The sequence below is a fragment of the Pseudomonas sp. RT4P38 genome (genome assembly GCF_054897765.1).
Genome location: NZ_CM142703.1, coordinates 4789403 through 4805751, shown reverse-complemented (window position 1 = coordinate 4805751; position 16349 = coordinate 4789403). Strand labels below are relative to the sequence as shown.

The following is a 16349-nucleotide window of genomic DNA, read 5'->3' as shown; positions in this document are numbered from 1 at the left end:
AGTTGTACGGTAAGGAAACTGGTTTTATATTGCAACTACATTTGATGGAGGTGAGTGCGCTCATGGCTAAACGTACAAGCATGGAAAACGCCGAATGCCCGGTTGCCCGTTCATTGGATGCTATTGGCGATTGGTGGTCGTTGCTGATCGTGCGTGATGCATTTGACGGCATTCGCCGGTTCGGGGAGTTTCAGCGCAGTTTGGGCATGGCCAAGAATATTTTGTCTGCGCGGCTGCGTACCCTGGTGACCCACGGCATTTTCGACCTGGTGCCGGCGTCGGACGGCAGTGCGTATCAGGAATATGTGCTGACCGAAAAGGGCAAAGGCTTGTTCCCGTTGATCATCGGATTGCGCCAATGGGGCGAGGCGTTTTTCTATGAGGCAGGGGAGGCACACTCGCGGGTCGTTGACCGAGAGAACGGCCGACCGGTGCAGACGCTGGAGTTACGTGCCGAAGATGGGCGCTTGCTTGGACCTGAGGATTGCGTGCGGATCGCTGCCGAGTGAGGCAAGGCTGCATGCCGGGCATACAGCCATTACGCGTGATCAGCGCAGGGTATTGACCATGTCCGCGACGGTGGTCAGCACATCCTTGCCCAACTGCTTCGAGCGCTTGCCGGACCAGCCGGTTTCAGTGTTCGGATGGTCGTCGTGGTCTTTGAACGGCATTTCCAGGGTCAGCGACAGGCAGTCGAATTTCTCGCCGACGCTATTGCACGCCAGGGTCATGTTGGCTTTGCCCGGCTCGTCGCGGGTGTAGCCGTGCTTGGTCTGGAAGTCCTTGGTCAGGTGCTTCAGATGGCTGCGGAAATGCTCTTCGAGTTTTTCGATCCGCGGCGTGTAGCCCGGGTTGCCTTCGCAACCGGCGGTGAACACGTAGGGGATTTCTTCATCGCCGTGGATGTCGAGGAACAGGTCCACACCGTACTTTTCCATTTGCTGTTGAACGAACAGCACTTCCGGGCTGACTTCCTGGCTGGCGCTCTGCCAGGCGCGGTTCAGGTCCTGGCCCATGGCGTTGGTGCGCAGATGACCGTGGAAAGCGCCGTCCGGGTTCATGTTCGGCACCAGGTACAGGTCGGCGCTGGCCAGCAATTTGCTCAGTACAGGATCGTCGTGCTTTTCCAGACGTTCAATCACGCCTTCCATGAACCACTCGGCCATGTGCTCGCCGGGGTGTTGCTGGGCGATGATCCAGACCTTGCGTTGACCTTCGGCACCCGTGCCTTTACGCAGCAGCTGGATGTCCCGACCTTCGACGCTCTTGCCGGTGGCCAGCAGTTCGGTGCCGGCCTTGGCCAGCGCCTGCTCGATCAACCAGTCATGGCGACCGCGGCTGTAGGGTTCGAAGTAAGCAAACCAGGCGTGGGTGGCGGTGGCTTCAAGGCTGAAGCGCAGGCAGTCACCTTCGAATATGGTCGGCACCCGGAACCAGTTGACGTGGTCGTAGGACGCCACCGCCTGATAACCGTCCCAGGCTTTGTTGTACGAGGACTTGCTGGCATTGTTCAGACGAAACCAGTGCTCCTGACCGACGTGCAGACCGCTGGCCTTGAAGTGGAACCACTGAAAGTGCTGGCTACGGGTGTCTGGCTTGATGGCCAGCAGGGCTTGCAACGGATTGCTGATATCCAGCACTTCAATGTTGCCACTGTCGAAGTTGGCACTGATGTCGAAAGAGGATTTAGCCACGGCCATAGTCAATTCCTGAATATGATTTTCATGGCTGCTACTTTACACGCTGGGAAGGGAAAAACCGGGGGAAATTCTGAGGTGAAGCGGGGGGCGTCCTCCTTGACGCCGACGAAGCTTAGAGACTGCGCGATTGATTCTCAAGCGCTATTTTTTAATTAGTTTGGGCCAATGATGCCGGGCTTCTCTTATTAACGGATATTCTTTTGATATCATCCGCGCCATCGAATTTGTAGCACCTAAAGACTTCATTAGCCTGAAGGTAAAGCCAGAATAGCTGGAAAAAAAAAGACCCGGCAAAAAGCCGGGTCAAAAACCGTGATTAGCCTGATGAGGAGAGAGTCCAGGAGACCGACCTAAGGTCACATGGACAATCGACTGATCTCGCGACCAGCTGCATGCAATAATAATCATTCTCGTTTGCAAGTCAAATGTTTTTATCTGCGCGATTGGAAAATTCTTTCCCGTCCTCCTCGACAGTACCCTCGTCTCACTCGTTCTGATCGCCCTCCAGGGATCGATCCACCATTGCCTTGGCCATGTCGATCATGTGTACCGTCGAAAACGCCAGGTCGCGGTTTGCGCCGTGCAGATTGTTGGCTGATTCGTACGCGGTGGCGGCGGCACAACGCAACAGATCCGAAGCATGGACCAGCGCCTCTTCGCAGCTGATGTTGCGGTTCACGTCAAAGAAACGTTCTTCGATCACTTCCTCTGAAACAGTTGGTTTCAAGTAATAGTCCAACGCGCGTTGCGCGGCGGCAGAGCCTTTGGGCGAGGTGAGGCTGGTATCGATTTGCATGTCTGGCAAGTCGTTGCAGGGGATGGACATGGCGATGGCGAGCTCCGTGATAGATTCAGATCCGTGAACCAATCCTAGTACGAACTGTATTTATGACGAGAGTTTAAATACTACAATTTGTGTTTTGATGGTCGGAGTCCCCCACGTATCGTGCCGCACATGGATAAATGGATTGAATTGGTCAAGGCCAAGATGAGTGAACTCAAAGTCACTCAAGAAGAACTCGCAGATCGCCTCGGGATGTCCCAGGGCGGCGTTGGCCACTGGCTGAACAAACGCCGCGACCCTGGCGTCGTCAACATGAACCGTGTGTTGAAGGCGCTGGGCATGGACTTTCTCGAAGTGGCGCTGGTGATCCGCGAACCACTCATCCTGGAAGAGGAGGAGATGCCTCTGGCGCTGAAGTACAACCCGTACTTCCGCTACCCGGTCAGTGACTGGAAGGAGCCGGCGCAGCTGCGCGATGGTGAGCTGACGGTGTATCGCAAGGAGGAACGCTTCGAGCTGACCGACTACCACGCCCAGGGCCCGGCCTTCTGGCTGAGTGTGGTGGGCGATGCGATGACCGCGCCCACGGGTATCAGCATTGCCGAGGGCATGATGATCCTGGTGGACCCGGCCATCGTGCCGGAACCCGGAAAACTGGTGATCGCCCAGTGGCCGGACAGCGCCGAGGCGACCTTTCGCAAGCTGATCGAAGAGGGCGGGCAGCGTTACCTGGTCCCGCTCAATCCGACCTATCCGAAGGCTATCTTCACCGACGAGTGCCGAATTATCGGCGTAGTGGTTCAGGCAACCGCCAAATTCTAATCAGATCGGTCCTCGCAAAACGTAGGACCGATCTTCATTTCACGCTTCTTCCAACTCGACCAGCGCACTGCCTTCACTGACCATCTCGCCTTCCTGGCAATACAGCGCCTTGATCATCCCGGCGTGTGGCGCACGAATGCTGTGCTCCATCTTCATCGCTTCCAGCACCACCAGTTGTGCCCCGGCTTCGACCGTTTGTCCGGCTTCCACCAGTACCCGCACGATGCTGCCATTCATGGGCGCGATCAGCCCGCCCTGATGGCTGTGACTGGCCTCGACGGCACTGATCGGGTCGTAGGACTCGATGCGGCGCAGTTCACTTTCCCATTGCAGATACAGGACATCGCCACGGCGGATTGCCCGATGCTGGCGGCGCAGGCCGTTGTGCTCGGTCAACAGTTGCTCGCCCTTGAGTTGAGCGGTGTGGGCATCAGCGTCGCCCAACGTCAGCGCGCGATCCTGGCCTTCACAACTCAAGTGCAGGGTGATTTCTGTCGGAAGCCCGGCACGGAAACCATTGCTGTTGGCCCAAGGCGAAACCGGGTCATCGGCTCGTGGAGAACTCGGCTGGCTTTGGGCAAACGCCTGGGCGGCGGCTTGCCAGAACTCGTCACTGAGGTCCGAGGCCGCTGGCAGCAGTTCTTCCTGATAACGCGGAATGAACCCGGTATCCAGTTCGGCCGCAGCAAACGCTGGATGGCCGACGATCCGGCGCAGGAAGTTGATGTTGGTCTTGAGCCCGCCAATGGCAAACTCATCGAGCATGCTCAGCAGCCGCAGTCGCGCCTGTTCACGATCCTCGCCCCAGGCAATCAGTTTGCCGAGCATCGGGTCGTAGAACGGCGAGATTTCGTCGCCTTCTTCGACACCACTGTCCACCCGCCGTCCCGGACCTTGCGCGGATTCGCGATACAGCTCCAGTCGGCCGGTAGCCGGCAAGAAGTCATTGCCCGGGTCTTCGGCATACAAGCGCACTTCGATGGCATGACCGATCAGCGGAACCTCGGCTTGAGTCATCGGCAGCGCTTCGCCGCGGGCCACACGAATCTGCCAGGCCACCAGATCGAGGCCGGTGATGGCTTCGGTGACCGGGTGTTCGACCTGCAGGCGCGTGTTCATTTCCATAAAGAAGAACTCACCGCGCGCATCCAGCAAAAACTCCACGGTGCCAGCGCCGACATAGCCGATGGCTTGTGCCGAACGCACGGCCGCTTCGCCCATGGCGCGACGCAGTTCCGGGCTCAAACCTGGAGCGGGTGCTTCTTCAACGACTTTTTGGTGCCGACGCTGAATTGAGCAGTCACGTTCGTTGAGGTACAGGCAGTTTCCATGCTGGTCGGCGAAGACCTGGATTTCCACGTGACGCGGTTTGAGCAGGTACTTCTCCACCAGCATCCGCGAATCGCCGAACGACGATTGCGCTTCACGCTGGGCCGAGGCCAGGGCTTCGGCCAATTGACTGACGTCCTCGACCACTTTCATGCCTTTTCCGCCGCCACCGGCAGTCGCCTTGAGCAGCACCGGATAACCGATGTGTTCGCAAGCGTCGCGGAAGGTGTCGAGGTCCTGCGCCTCGCCGTGATAACCGGGCACCAGCGGCACACCGGCGGTTTCCATCAAGGCTTTGGCGGCGGATTTGCTGCCCATCGCGTCGATGGCCGAGGCGGGCGGGCCGAGGAAGATCAGGCCCGCTTCTTCGATGGCGCGGGCGAACCCGGCGTTCTCGGAAAGAAAGCCATAACCCGGATGAATCGCCTGAGCGCCACTGGCCTTGGCCGCGGCGATCAGTTTGTCGATTTGCAGGTAACTGTCAGCGGCTTTGCTGCCACCGAGGTCGACGCGGATATCCGCTTCGCGGCTGTGTCGGGCTTCACGGTCAGTGGCGCTGTGCACGGCTACGGTGGTTAGGCCCAGGGCTTTGGCGGTGCGCATCACCCGACAAGCGATTTCGCCGCGGTTGGCCACCAGCAGGGTGGTGAGAACAGGTGCGCTCATCAACGCGGCTCCTTGGTGGTGGTTTCGGCTTGCCAGCTCGGCGGACGTTTTTGCAGAAAGGCCCGCAGGCCTTCCTGACCTTCGGGGCTGACGCGGATGCGGGCGATGGCGTTTTCGGTGTAACGGCGCAGTGCCGGGGTCAGTGCGCCGTGGCCGACTTCGCGCAGCAATTCCTTGCTGGAGCGCATGGCGGCCGGGCTGTTGAGCAACAGGTTGTCGATCCACTGTTCGACTTTCTGTTCCAGTTCTGCGATCGGATAACTCTCCGACAACAAGCCGATTTCCCGCGCTCGTTGTCCACCGAAACGCTCGGCGGTCAGCGCGTAGCGACGTGCCGCGCGTTCGCCGATGGCTTGCACCACGAACGGACTGATCACCGCCGGGGCCAGGCCGATGCGCACTTCCGACAGGCAGAACAGCGCGTCATCGGCGCCAATCGCCATGTCGCAGCAACTGATCAGGCCCAACGCACCGCCGAATGCCGCGCCTTGCACCACCGCCAGCGTTGGGACTTTGAGCTTGGAGAGGTTGTACATCAACTCCGCCAGTTCCCGGGCGTCGTCGAGGTTGGTGTGGTAATCGAGTTCGGCCGATTGCTGCATCCAGGCCAAGTCTGCGCCGGCGCTGAAATGCTTGCCGCGTCCGCGCACTAACAGGAAACGCAGACTGGCATCGCTCGACACTTTGTCCAGCGCGAGAATCAGTTCGCGGATCATTTCGGCGTTGAAGGCGTTGTTCTTTTCTTCACGGCTGAGCCACAGGGTGGCAAAACCACGCGGGTCGGTCAGCAGTTCGAGGGTGTTGAAGTCGCTCATGATTTTCTCCCGATCACATCCTGAACACGCCGAAGCGGCTCTGTTCGACAGGCGCATTCAGCGACGCCGACAAGGCCAGGGCCAATACATCGCGGGTTTGCGCCGGGTCGATGACACCGTCGTCCCACAGTCGAGCGCTGGAATAATAGGGATGCCCCTGTTCTTCGTACTGATCGAGGATCGGTTGCTTGATTTCGGCTTCCTGCTCGGCACTGAAACTGTGGCCACTGCGTTCGGCCTGCTCGCGCTTAACCTGCACCAAAACACCTGCGGCTTGCTCGGCGCCCATCACGCCGATGCGTGCGTTCGGCCACATCCACAGGAAACGTGGATCGTAAGCCCGGCCGCACATGCCGTAGTTACCGGCACCGAAGCTACCGCCAATGATCACGGTGAATTTCGGCACCTTGGCGCATGCCACGGCGGTCACCAGTTTCGCGCCGTGCTTGGCGATGCCGCCGGCCTCGTACTTCTGGCCGACCATGAAACCGGTGATGTTTTGCAGGAACAGCAGTGGAATGCCGCGCTGGCAGGCCAGCTCGATGAAGTGCGCGCCTTTCTGCGCGGCTTCGGCGAACAGAATGCCGTTGTTGGCGAGGATCGCGACCGGGTAACCGTGCAAGTAGGCAAAACCGCACACCAGCGTCGTCCCGAACAGCGCCTTGAACTCGTCGAACACCGAACCGTCCACCAACCGCGCGATCACTTCGCGCACGTCGAACGGCTGCTTGGCGTCTGCCGACACCACGCCGTACAACTCGTCGCTGTTGTAGAGCGGAGCGATTGGCGTGCGCTGTTGCACTTCGCCGAGTTTGCGCCAGTTGAGGTTGGCGATGCTGCGCCGTGCAATGGCCAAGGCGTGTTCGTCGCTCTCGGCGTAATGGTCGGCCACCCCGGAAATCTTGCAGTGCACATCGGCCCCGCCGAGGTCTTCGGCGCTGACCACTTCACCGGTCGCGGCTTTCACCAGCGGTGGGCCGGCGAGGAAAATGGTTGCCTGTTCGCGGACCATGATCGCTTCGTCGGCCATGGCCGGCACGTACGCGCCACCAGCGGTGCAGGAACCCATGACCACCGCGATTTGCGGAATGCCCATGGCGCTCATGTTCGCCTGATTGAAGAAGATTCTTCCGAAGTGCTCGCGGTCCGGGAATACTTCATCCTGACGCGGCAGGTTGGCGCCGCCGGAGTCCACCAGGTAGATGCACGGCAAACGGTTCTGCTGAGCGATGGTCTGCGCGCGCAGGTGTTTTTTCACGGTCAGCGGGTAATACGAACCGCCTTTCACGGTGGCATCGTTGGCGACGATCATGCATTCGACGCCTTCCACACGGCCGATCCCGGCAATCACGCCAGCGGCCGGCACGTCTTCGCCATACACCTCGTAGGCCGCCAATTGACTGATCTCAAGAAACGGCGAACCCGGATCGAGCAAGCGATTGATCCGCTCACGGGGCAGCAGTTTGCCCCGCGAGGTGTGGCGTTCTTGAGCCTTCGGGCCGCCACCTTGCTGCACTTGCGCGAGCAGGGTGTGCAGGGCGTCGACCTGTTTGAGCATTGCCGCGCTGTTGGCCGCGAACTCCGCCGAACGGGGGTTGAGCTGGGTATGCAGAATAGCCATGGACAGCTCCGTTTAGCGGGTTTCGTTGAACAGTTCGCGACCGATCAGCATGCGACGGATCTCACTGGTACCGGCGCCGATTTCGTACAGCTTGGCGTCACGCAGCAGACGACCGGCCGGAAATTCGTTGATGTAGCCGTTGCCACCGAGAATCTGAATCGCGTCGAGGGCCATTTGTGTGGCGCGTTCGGCGCTGTAAAGGATCACACCGGCGGCATCCTTGCGGGTGGTTTCGCCGCGTTCGCACGCCTGGGCCACCGCATACAGGTAGGCGCGGCTGGCGTTGAGTTGGGTGTACATGTCGGCGACCTTGCCCTGGATCAGCTGGAATTCGCCGATGCTTTGGCCGAACTGCTTGCGGTCGTGGATGTACGGAACGATGAGGTCCATGCAGGCCTGCATAATCCCGGTCGGGCCGCCGGACAGAACAACGCGTTCGTAATCGAGGCCGCTCATCAGCACCTTCACGCCGCCATTGAGCACGCCGAGGATGTTTTCTTCCGGCACTTCGACGTCATCGAAGAACAGCTCGCAGGTGTTTGAACCGCGCATGCCGAGTTTGTCGAACTTGTTACTGCGGCTGAAGCCTTTGGAATCACGTTCTACGATGAACGCAGTGATGCCGTGGGGGCCTTTTTCCAGGTCAGTCTTGGCGTAGATCACGTAGGTATTGGCGTCCGGGCCGTTGGTGATCCAGGTCTTGCTGCCGTTGAGGACGTAGTGATCGCCGCGTTTGTCGGCGCGCAGTTTCATCGACACCACGTCAGAACCGGCATTCGGTTCGCTCATGGCCAGGGCGCCGATGTGCTCGCCGCTGATCAGTTTCGGCAGGTACTTGGTTTTCTGTTCGTGATTGCCGTTGCGGTTGATCTGGTTGACGCAAAGGTTGGAGTGCGCGCCGTAGGACAGGGCGACCGAGGCCGAACCGCGGCTGATTTCTTCCATGATAACCACGTGCGCCAGGTAACCCAGGCCAGCGCCGCCGTACTCTTCCGGGACGGTCACGCCCAGCAGGCCCATGTCGCCGAATTTACGCCACAGGTCGGCGGGGAACAGGTTGTCGATGTCGATCTGAGCGGCGCGTGGTGCGATCTCTTTGGCGACGAAGGACTGAACCTGATCGCGCAGCATGTCGATGGTTTCACCGAGGGCAAAGTTCAGGGATGGGTAGCTCATGGGTCACCTTTTGGCTTTTTTGTAGGGTAGGGAGGGCCGTGATTTGGTTCTCACCTTTACGTTAACGTAAGCCTGTGACGAATGGCTGTCAATCACCCTTTACGTTAACGTCAACTTGAGCGACTCTGTAGGAGCAAAGCTTGCTCGCGAAGAACGATAACGCGGTCGTATAGTTACACCGCAGTGCTCCCATCGCGGGCAAGCCTCGCTCCTACAATAAAGACAATAGGGGTCGTCATGGATCAACCCAGTGCAAGCTCGCAGCGCAGTTATACCCGTGGTTCCCAGGACAAAGCCTTGCTGGCGATGACCATCGGCCAGGCGTTCGATAACACCGTCGCGCAGTACCCGACCGGGGAGGCGCTGGTCGTGCGCCATCAACAGCTGCGCTACACCTGGCAGCAACTGGCCGACGCCGTGGATCTGCATGCCAAAGCGCTGTTGGCGCTGGGTTTGCAGACCGGTGATCGTCTGGGTATCTGGGCACCGAACTGCGCCCAGTGGTGTATCAGCCAGTTCGCCAGCGCGAAAATTGGCGTGATTCTGGTCAACATCAACCCGGCTTATCGCAGCTCCGAACTTGAATACGTGTTGAAGCAATCCGGTTGCCAATGGCTGGCCTGCGCCGGCGCCTTCAAGACCTCCGACTATCACGGGATGCTGCAGGGTTTGGTGCCTGAGTTGGCGGAGCAATCCATCGGGAAATTGCAATGCGAACGCCTGCCGGATCTGCGCGGGGTGATCAGCCTCGATGCCCAGCCGCCATCGGGTTTCCTGCCTTGGTCACAATTGATCGATCTGGCGGGCAGCGTGTCGGCCGAGCAGTTGAGCGAACGGCAGGACAGCCTGCATTTCGACCAAGCGGTAAACATCCAGTACACCTCCGGTACCACCGGTTTTCCCAAGGGCGCGACCCTCAGTCACTACAACATTCTCAACAACGGTTACATGGTCGGCGAAAGCCTCGGGTTGACCGCGAGTGACCGTCTGGTCATCCCGGTGCCGTTGTATCACTGCTTTGGCATGGTCATGGGGAACCTCGGTTGCATGACCCACGGCAGCACCATGATTTACCCCAACGATGCCTTCGATCCACTGCTGACCCTGACCACTGTCGCCGAAGAAAAGGCCACTGCACTCTACGGTGTGCCGACCATGTTTATCGCCATGCTCGATCAGCCCCAACGTGCCGAATTCGATCTGTCGAGCCTGCGCACCGGGATCATGGCCGGGGCAACTTGTCCGATCGAGGTGATGCGCCGGGTCATCAGTGACATGCACATGAGCGAAGTGCAGATTGCCTACGGCATGACGGAAACAAGTCCGGTGTCGTTGCAGACCGGTCCGTCAGACGAATTGGAGTTGCGCGTCACCACCGTCGGCCGCACCCAGCCACAACTGGAAAGCAAGATCATCGACGAGGCGGGCAACCTGGTGTCGCGGGGCACTATCGGTGAACTGTGCACGCGCGGTTACAGCGTGATGCTCGGTTACTGGAACAATCCGCAAGGCACCGCGGAAGCGATCGACCAGGCCGGCTGGATGCACACCGGTGATCTGGCGAGCATGAACGACGAAGGCTACGTGTGCATTGCCGGACGTAACAAGGACATGATCATCCGCGGCGGTGAGAACATTTACCCACGGGAACTGGAAGAATTCTTCTTTACCCATCCGGCGGTAGCCGATGTGCAGGTGATCGGGATTCCGTGCTCGCGTTATGGCGAAGAGATTGTCGCCTGGATCAAATTCCATCCGGGCCACAGCGCCACCGAGCAGGAGCTGCAAGCCTGGTGCAAGGAACGCATCGCGCACTTCAAGACACCGCGTTACTTTAAGTTCGTGGAAGAGTTTCCGATGACGGTGACGGGGAAAGTTCAGAAGTTTCGAATGCGCGAGATCAGTATCGAGGAGCTGAAAACCAATACCATCTGACGATAATCCCCTGTGAGAAGCGAGCTCGCTCCCACAGGGGATGGCGCTGGAAATTACAAACGCCAAAAAGCACAAAAGGGAGCCGAAGCTCCCCTTTAATTTTGTCGTTGCGCGTGCTCTTTTTTTATTATTGAGGGGCGGTCTGTTGTTGTTTTTAGAAACCGTGACCCTTACCGCTGTTTTTGTCGATCCCCATCCGGGATCAAGAGCAAACGTATTTTTTTGAGCGCTGATCTACTTTTTCGCTAAGCGATCCAACCAGTTCGGGAGCTACCTGAAGGTAGTTTTATTGTTCTCTGCCCGGTTGCGGGTTACTCCGAAAAGCACCCTGAAAAGCACATCCTCTCCAAAAAAATCTGTTAGCTGCGTCTCTGCCGTGTTGTTTTTGTTATGTCAGAGTCGTTACGTCTTATTTTTATTAGGTTTGCCGCTTTTTTTGTTCTTGTTATGCAATAGAGATAGCAGAAGCCGTGCCAACTTTTAAAAAGTCTTTAAAATCAACGGCTTGAAATTATGTAGGATTTTTCATTCAGTCAAAGCACGACAATTTGTTTCCGTGTTACTCGCTTTCGCCCACGTTCCAGAGGCGGCGGTAACACCCTGAGGCCTCACTGTGCGCTGCGAGCCTTGGCCACGCGCGAACCGGTCGGACGCCCCAGCACCGTGCAAATCTGCTGGCCGGCCAGAATCAAGGCGTCCAGGTCGATACCGGTCTCGATACCCAGGCCGTTAAGCAGGTAAACCACGTCTTCGGTGGCAACGTTACCGCTGGCGCCCTTGGCGTATGGGCAGCCGCCGAGGCCGGCGATGGAGCTGTCGAATACCGAGATGCCTTCCAGCAGACTGGCGTAAATGTTGGCCATGGCCTGGCCATAAGTGTCGTGGAAGTGCCCGGCCAATTTTTCACGGGGTACGTCGGCCGACACCACCTCGAACATCTTTCGGGTTGCGCCAGCGGTGCCGGTGCCGATGGTGTCGCCCAGGGAAACTTCATAGCAGCCCATCGCGTAGAGCTCGCGGGCGACCCACGCGACTTGCGCAGGCGCGACGTTACCTTCGTAGGGGCAGCCCAGCACACAGGACACGTAACCGCGCACGCTGACACCCTCTTGCCTGGCGGCGTCCATGATCGGCACGAAGCGCTCCAGACTTTCGCTGATCGAGCAATTGATGTTGCGCTGGGAAAACGCTTCCGACGCCGCAGCGAACACCGCGACTTCCTTGACCCCGGCCGCAATGGCGTCTTCAAACCCGCGCAGGTTGGGGGCAAGTGCACCATAGGTCACGCCAGGCTTGCGCTGGATTTGCGCGAAGACCTCAGCAGAGCCGGCCATCTGCGGTACCCATTTGGGCGAGACGAAACTGCCGACTTCTATGTAGCCGAGACCGGCGGCGGTCAGCGCGTCGACCAGTTGCACCTTGTCCGCAACGCTGATGGGTTGAGCTTCGTTTTGCAGACCGTCGCGTGGGCCGACTTCGACCAGGCGTACGTGGGCGGGAAGGGACATAAGCAATTCACCTGTGGGTTAAGGGCTACTGAACGGTTTGCTGGCTCTTGATGGTCTGTTCCAGCGCCTGGGTGCAACGCTCCTGCGCGGTGTCCAGTTCCAGCTTCATCTGTTCGATGTCGAGCATCTGCTGCTCCAGCTGTTCACGACGTTCGGCGATTTTGGTCAGCATGGTTTGCAGCTGTTTCTGATTGCCACCGGTGGGGTCGTAGAGTTCGATCAGCTCGCGGCATTCGGCCAGAGAGAAACCAATGCGCTTGCCCCGCAGGATCAGCTTCAGGCTGACCTTGTCGCGGGGCGAGTAGATGCGTTCCTGACCGCGTCGCTCGGGGCTGAGCAGGCCTTGCTCTTCATAAAAGCGGATGGCCCGGGTGGTGATGTCGAGCTCGCGGGCGAGGTCGGAAATGCTATAGGTCTGGCTGCTCATGGACGCGCTCGAAAAAGGTCATGGCGCTAAGCTAATGGCAGGTTGACGTTTACGTCAAGCAGCATGCATCTTCAGTGTGTTTGTGGGCCTCATCGCGAGCAAGCTCGCTCCCACAGGGATTTCTGCAATACACAGAATTTGTGTTCACTGAAGATCACTGTGGGAGCGAGCTTGCTCGCGATGGGGGCGACGCGGTGCACGTCCTACACTTTGTCGAGTTTCTTCTCATGTGCCGTCACCTGCTGGCACAACTCGATCATCTGCTCGCGCATCCAGCGGTTGGCCGGGTCCTGATCAGTGCTTTCGTGCCAATAGAGGTGGGTTTCCACCGGCGGCACATCCTTGACCGGCAGGTTCACCGAGTACAGGTCATGGCGACGGGCGAAGCGTTCCGGCACGGTCATGACCATGTCGGTTTGCTGCAGCACTTGGGACGCCATCAGGTAGTGCTGGGAACGCAGGGCGATTTTGCGCTGAATGCCCATTTTGCCCAAGGCCAGGTCGACATGGCCCAGACCACTACGGCGGCTGGAAATGTGAATGTGAGTCAGCGACAGATAATCATCGAGGGTGAACTTCTCTTTGCCCGCCAGCGGATGGCCTTTGCGCATGGCGCACACGTATCGGTCTTCCATCAATTTGACGTGGCGCACTTGCGGGTCAGTGTTCAGCGGCGCATCCACCGCGAAATCGAGACGCCCGGCCGCCAGTTCCTTGGTGGTTTCGCGGCGCTTGGACAGAAAGCTTTCGATGATCACCGTCGGCGCCAGGCGCCGCAGGCGCTGGAACAGTGGCGGCAGGATCACCGCCTCGGTGAGGTCGGTCATGCTGATGCGGTAGGTCTTGACCGCCTGCAACGGGTTGAAAATACGGCTTTCCTGCACCGACACCCGCAGCAAGGAGAGGGCGTTACGCACCGGCCCGATAATGTTCTGGGCCATCGGCGTCGGTACCATGCCCTGAGCGGTACGCACGAACAACGGGTCATTGAAGGTCTCGCGCAGACGGGCCAGAGCGTTCGAGACCGCCGGTTGAGTAATGCCGACAATCTGCCCGGCGCGGGTCAGGTTGGCTTCGGTGTAGATCGCGTCGAAGACGATGAAAAGGTTGAGGTCGACCTTGCTCAGATTCATTGCGCTGCACTCTTATTGTTGGGCTCTCGATCAGCCGATCATATATCGGTGATGAATGTTAATACACGCCGAGAATAGGCTAGGTAAATTTTCGTAGCTGTTCTAGCATCGATTGCATGACCTGAACAACTCATCAAAACCCTCAGTTAAAAGGTAGAGCTGCCCATGGATTTCGCTTATTCGCCCAAGGTGCAAGAACTGCGTGAGCGCGTGACCGCGTTCATGGACACCTACGTTTATCCCGCCGAAGCGGTGTTCGAGCGCCAGGTCGCCGAGGGCGATCGCTGGCAGCCGACCGCAATCATGGAGGAGCTCAAACTCAAGGCCAAGGCTGAAGGCCTGTGGAATTTGTTTCTCCCTGAGTCCGAACTCGGCGCCGGCCTGACCAACCTCGAATACGCGCCGTTGGCGGAAATCATGGGCCGCTCGCTGCTAGGCCCTGAACCGTTCAACTGCTCCGCGCCAGACACGGGCAACATGGAAGTGTTGGTGCGCTACGCCAACGAAGAACAGAAGCAACGCTGGCTCGAACCGCTGCTGCGCGGCGAGATCCGCTCGGCGTTCGCCATGACTGAACCGGACGTGGCCTCGTCCGACGCCACCAACATGGCCGCCCGCGCCGTGCGTGATGGCGACGAATGGGTGATCAACGGCAAAAAATGGTGGACCTCAGGCGCCTGCGATCCACGCTGCAAGATTCTGATCTTCATGGGCCTGAGCGATCCTGACGCGCCGCGTCATGCCCAGCACTCGATGATTCTGGTACCGGTGGATGCACCGGGCGTGAAGATCGTTCGTCCGCTGCCCGTGTTTGGTTACGACGATGCACCTCACGGCCACGCTGAAGTGCTGTTCGAAAACGTCCGGGTGCCGTACGAAAATGTCCTGTTGGGCGAAGGACGCGGCTTCGAAATCGCTCAGGGTCGCCTTGGCCCGGGCCGGATTCACCACTGCATGCGTTCGATCGGCATGGCCGAGCGTGCGCTGGAACTGATGTGCAAACGTTCCGTGAGCCGTACCGCGTTTGGTAAACCCTTGGCACGTCTGGGCGGCAACATCGACAAGATCGCCGACTCGCGGATGGAGATCGACATGGCGCGCCTGCTGACCTTGAAAGCGGCGTACATGATGGACACCGTCGGCAACAAGGTGGCGAAGAGCGAAATCGCTCAGATCAAGGTTGTCGCACCGAACGTGGCCTTGCGGGTTATCGACCGGGCGATCCAGATCCATGGCGGGGCAGGGGTTTCCAACGATTTCCCGCTGGCCTATATGTACGCGATGCAACGCACCCTGCGCCTGGCCGACGGCCCGGACGAAGTGCACCGCGCGGCGATCGGCAAGTTCGAGATCGGCAAGTACGTGCCTAAAGAGATGATGCGCAGCAGTCACTAAACCCCGGCTTGTATCGCGGGCCTGGATCAGGCTCGTGATAACGTCGAGGCTGCATCAATCAACAGAAGGCAACCCGTAGAATGCTCGCGCACACGCCGTGCTGTGAGCGGCCAGATCTTCCTCGCTCTCCCCACGATGCAACGCCACTTCACGCAACACTTCGGTCAGATACGCCGGTTCGTTGCGACCATTCTTCGGCTTGGGGCGCAAGCTGCGCGGCAACAGATACGGCGCATCGCTTTCCAGCATTAACCGTCCCCGTTTGATCTCTTTCACCAACGGATGCAGATGCGTGCCCCGGCGCTCGTCGCAAATCCAGCCGGTGATGCCGATGTGTAAATCCAGATCAAGGTAGCTGAACAGCGCCTTCTTTTCACCGGTGAAACAATGCACCACGGCGGCCGGCAACTGATCACGGTAATCACGCAGGATTTCCAGCAAGCGGTGACTGGCGTCGCGCTCGTGGAGGAACACCGGCAATTGCAGCTCGACCGCCATCGCCAGGTGCTCTTCGAGGACTTTTTCCTGCTGCGGGCGCGGCGAGAAATCACGATTGAAATCCAGCCCGCATTCACCCACCGCCACGACGTTCGGCTCCTTGAGCAAACTGCGCAGACGCTGGGCGCTGTCGGCGTTCCAGTCGCTGGCGCAGTGAGGGTGAATGCCGGCGGTGGCGAACAGCCGTTTAGCCGTTTCGTCCAGTTGCTGGCACAGCTCCAAAGCCTGCTCGCTGCCCTCGACACTGGTGCCGGTGAGCACCAATTGGCAGATCCCGGCAGCGTAGGCGCGGTCGAGTACAGCCTGGTGTTTGTCGGCAAAACTTGGGTTGGTCAGGTTGACGCCGATATCGATGAGTTGCATGGTGCTACCTCGGACCAAAGGCCGGAAAGCATATCAGAGCTGTAGATTTATAAGAAAAGCCAAGAACTACAATGAGTTGTAGCTGTCTCTTGATGCCGCGAGACAGGTCGGGATGGTTAGAGTGCCATCGCTGTGCCAGTCTTTCGCACTTTGCCAGCGCTCAAGGCGCTCTGTTTC

The 16349-nt window shown here is 58.9% G+C and carries 14 protein-coding genes; 4 read left to right on the top strand and 10 right to left on the bottom strand.

Annotated elements, in window-relative coordinates; all coding sequences use genetic code 11:
- Window positions 1-62: 62 nt before the first annotated feature.
- Window positions 63-509, top strand: coding sequence for a winged helix-turn-helix transcriptional regulator (locus ACYZT7_RS22290; protein WP_462038241.1), 447 nt, complete (start codon window positions 63-65; stop codon window positions 507-509).
- 39 nt (window positions 510-548) lie between these two features.
- Here ACYZT7_RS22290 and ACYZT7_RS22285 read toward each other — a convergent pair whose 3' ends face one another.
- Together ACYZT7_RS22285 and ACYZT7_RS22280 are read right to left on the bottom strand one after the other, a co-directional pair.
- Window positions 549-1700, bottom strand: a complete 1152-nt coding sequence (locus ACYZT7_RS22285) for a M14 family metallopeptidase (RefSeq protein ID WP_449645406.1) — start codon at window positions 1698-1700, stop codon at window positions 549-551.
- A gap of 484 nt (window positions 1701-2184) precedes the next feature.
- A complete protein-coding gene (locus tag ACYZT7_RS22280) occupies window positions 2185-2526 on the bottom strand; it encodes a DUF6124 family protein (RefSeq protein WP_462038240.1) in 342 nt (113 codons plus the stop codon).
- A gap of 129 nt (window positions 2527-2655) precedes the next feature.
- Between ACYZT7_RS22280 and ACYZT7_RS22275 the strand changes: the two genes are divergently transcribed.
- Window positions 2656-3306: a LexA family protein gene (locus ACYZT7_RS22275; RefSeq protein ID WP_149629367.1), complete on the top strand. Its 651-nt coding sequence runs from the start codon at window positions 2656-2658 to the stop codon at window positions 3304-3306.
- Between the two features lie 39 nt (window positions 3307-3345).
- Here the strand turns inward: ACYZT7_RS22275 and ACYZT7_RS22270 are convergent, their stop codons facing one another.
- The 4 genes from ACYZT7_RS22270 to ACYZT7_RS22255 are packed head-to-tail and all read right to left on the bottom strand — an operon-like array spanning window position 3346 to window position 8913.
- A complete protein-coding gene (locus ACYZT7_RS22270) occupies window positions 3346-5301 on the bottom strand; it encodes an acetyl/propionyl/methylcrotonyl-CoA carboxylase subunit alpha (RefSeq protein WP_462038239.1) in 1956 nt (651 codons plus the stop codon).
- Entirely contained in the window at window positions 5301-6116 is an 816-nt protein-coding gene (locus ACYZT7_RS22265; RefSeq protein WP_462038238.1) for a gamma-carboxygeranoyl-CoA hydratase, read from the bottom strand. The genes ACYZT7_RS22270 and ACYZT7_RS22265 overlap by 1 nt, the downstream gene beginning before the upstream one ends.
- A gap of 13 nt (window positions 6117-6129) precedes the next feature.
- On the bottom strand, window positions 6130-7737 hold the full coding sequence (locus ACYZT7_RS22260; RefSeq protein WP_462038237.1) for a carboxyl transferase domain-containing protein: 1608 nt from the start codon (window positions 7735-7737) through the stop codon (window positions 6130-6132).
- Between the two features lie 12 nt (window positions 7738-7749).
- Window positions 7750-8913 carry an isovaleryl-CoA dehydrogenase gene (locus ACYZT7_RS22255; RefSeq protein ID WP_129436997.1) on the bottom strand — a complete coding sequence of 388 codons (1164 nt, stop codon included), beginning with the start codon at window positions 8911-8913 and terminating at the stop codon, window positions 7750-7752.
- A 237-nt stretch (window positions 8914-9150) separates the two neighbouring features.
- Between ACYZT7_RS22255 and ACYZT7_RS22250 the strand changes: the two genes are divergently transcribed.
- Complete coding sequence (locus ACYZT7_RS22250; protein ID WP_462038236.1) at window positions 9151-10848, top strand: AMP-binding protein; 1698 nt, start codon at window positions 9151-9153, stop codon at window positions 10846-10848.
- A gap of 608 nt (window positions 10849-11456) precedes the next feature.
- On the opposite strand, the gene ACYZT7_RS22245 is transcribed toward ACYZT7_RS22250, so the two are convergent.
- From ACYZT7_RS22245 to ACYZT7_RS22235, 3 genes are all read right to left on the bottom strand, one after another.
- Window positions 11457-12356 (bottom strand): hydroxymethylglutaryl-CoA lyase, encoded by a 900-nt coding sequence (locus ACYZT7_RS22245; protein WP_462038235.1) that lies wholly within the window; start codon window positions 12354-12356, stop codon window positions 11457-11459.
- A gap of 25 nt (window positions 12357-12381) precedes the next feature.
- Window positions 12382-12783 (bottom strand): MerR family transcriptional regulator, encoded by a 402-nt coding sequence (locus ACYZT7_RS22240; protein ID WP_046047542.1) that lies wholly within the window; start codon window positions 12781-12783, stop codon window positions 12382-12384.
- Between the two features lie 203 nt (window positions 12784-12986).
- Window positions 12987-13916, bottom strand: a complete 930-nt coding sequence (locus ACYZT7_RS22235) for a LysR family transcriptional regulator (RefSeq protein WP_449645414.1) — start codon at window positions 13914-13916, stop codon at window positions 12987-12989.
- Between the two features lie 165 nt (window positions 13917-14081).
- On the opposite strand from ACYZT7_RS22235, the gene ACYZT7_RS22230 reads away from it, so the two are divergent.
- Window positions 14082-15311 carry an acyl-CoA dehydrogenase gene (locus tag ACYZT7_RS22230; RefSeq protein ID WP_449645415.1) on the top strand — a complete coding sequence of 410 codons (1230 nt, stop codon included), beginning with the start codon at window positions 14082-14084 and terminating at the stop codon, window positions 15309-15311.
- Between the two features lie 54 nt (window positions 15312-15365).
- Here the strand turns inward: ACYZT7_RS22230 and ACYZT7_RS22225 are convergent, their stop codons facing one another.
- The gene (locus tag ACYZT7_RS22225; RefSeq protein WP_462038234.1) at window positions 15366-16172 is read right to left on the bottom strand and encodes a TatD family hydrolase; all 807 of its coding nucleotides are present in this window, start codon (window positions 16170-16172) and stop codon (window positions 15366-15368) included.
- Window positions 16173-16349 lie beyond the last annotated feature (177 nt).

Excerpts from the sequence above, each read along its gene's own strand:
- ACYZT7_RS22240 (WP_046047542.1), bottom strand. The coding sequence starts at position 12,783 with ATGAGCAGCCAGACCTATAGCATTTCCGACCTCGCCCGCGAGCTCGAC.
- ACYZT7_RS22255 (WP_129436997.1), bottom strand. The coding sequence starts at position 8,913 with ATGAGCTACCCATCCCTGAACTTTGCCCTCGGTGAAACCATCGACATG.
- ACYZT7_RS22235 (WP_449645414.1), bottom strand. The coding sequence starts at position 13,916 with ATGAATCTGAGCAAGGTCGACCTCAACCTTTTCATCGTCTTCGACGCG.
- ACYZT7_RS22250 (WP_462038236.1), top strand. The coding sequence starts at position 9,151 with ATGGATCAACCCAGTGCAAGCTCGCAGCGCAGTTATACCCGTGGTTCC.
- ACYZT7_RS22270 (WP_462038239.1), bottom strand. The coding sequence starts at position 5,301 with ATGAGCGCACCTGTTCTCACCACCCTGCTGGTGGCCAACCGCGGCGAA.
- ACYZT7_RS22260 (WP_462038237.1), bottom strand. The coding sequence starts at position 7,737 with ATGGCTATTCTGCATACCCAGCTCAACCCCCGTTCGGCGGAGTTCGCG.
- ACYZT7_RS22225 (WP_462038234.1), bottom strand. The coding sequence starts at position 16,172 with ATGCAACTCATCGATATCGGCGTCAACCTGACCAACCCAAGTTTTGCC.
- ACYZT7_RS22285 (WP_449645406.1), bottom strand. The coding sequence starts at position 1,700 with ATGGCCGTGGCTAAATCCTCTTTCGACATCAGTGCCAACTTCGACAGT.
- ACYZT7_RS22265 (WP_462038238.1), bottom strand. The coding sequence starts at position 6,116 with ATGAGCGACTTCAACACCCTCGAACTGCTGACCGACCCGCGTGGTTTT.
- ACYZT7_RS22280 (WP_462038240.1), bottom strand. The coding sequence starts at position 2,526 with ATGTCCATCCCCTGCAACGACTTGCCAGACATGCAAATCGATACCAGC.
- ACYZT7_RS22245 (WP_462038235.1), bottom strand. The coding sequence starts at position 12,356 with ATGTCCCTTCCCGCCCACGTACGCCTGGTCGAAGTCGGCCCACGCGAC.
- ACYZT7_RS22275 (WP_149629367.1), top strand. The coding sequence starts at position 2,656 with ATGGATAAATGGATTGAATTGGTCAAGGCCAAGATGAGTGAACTCAAA.
- ACYZT7_RS22290 (WP_462038241.1), top strand. The coding sequence starts at position 63 with ATGGCTAAACGTACAAGCATGGAAAACGCCGAATGCCCGGTTGCCCGT.
- ACYZT7_RS22230 (WP_449645415.1), top strand. The coding sequence starts at position 14,082 with ATGGATTTCGCTTATTCGCCCAAGGTGCAAGAACTGCGTGAGCGCGTG.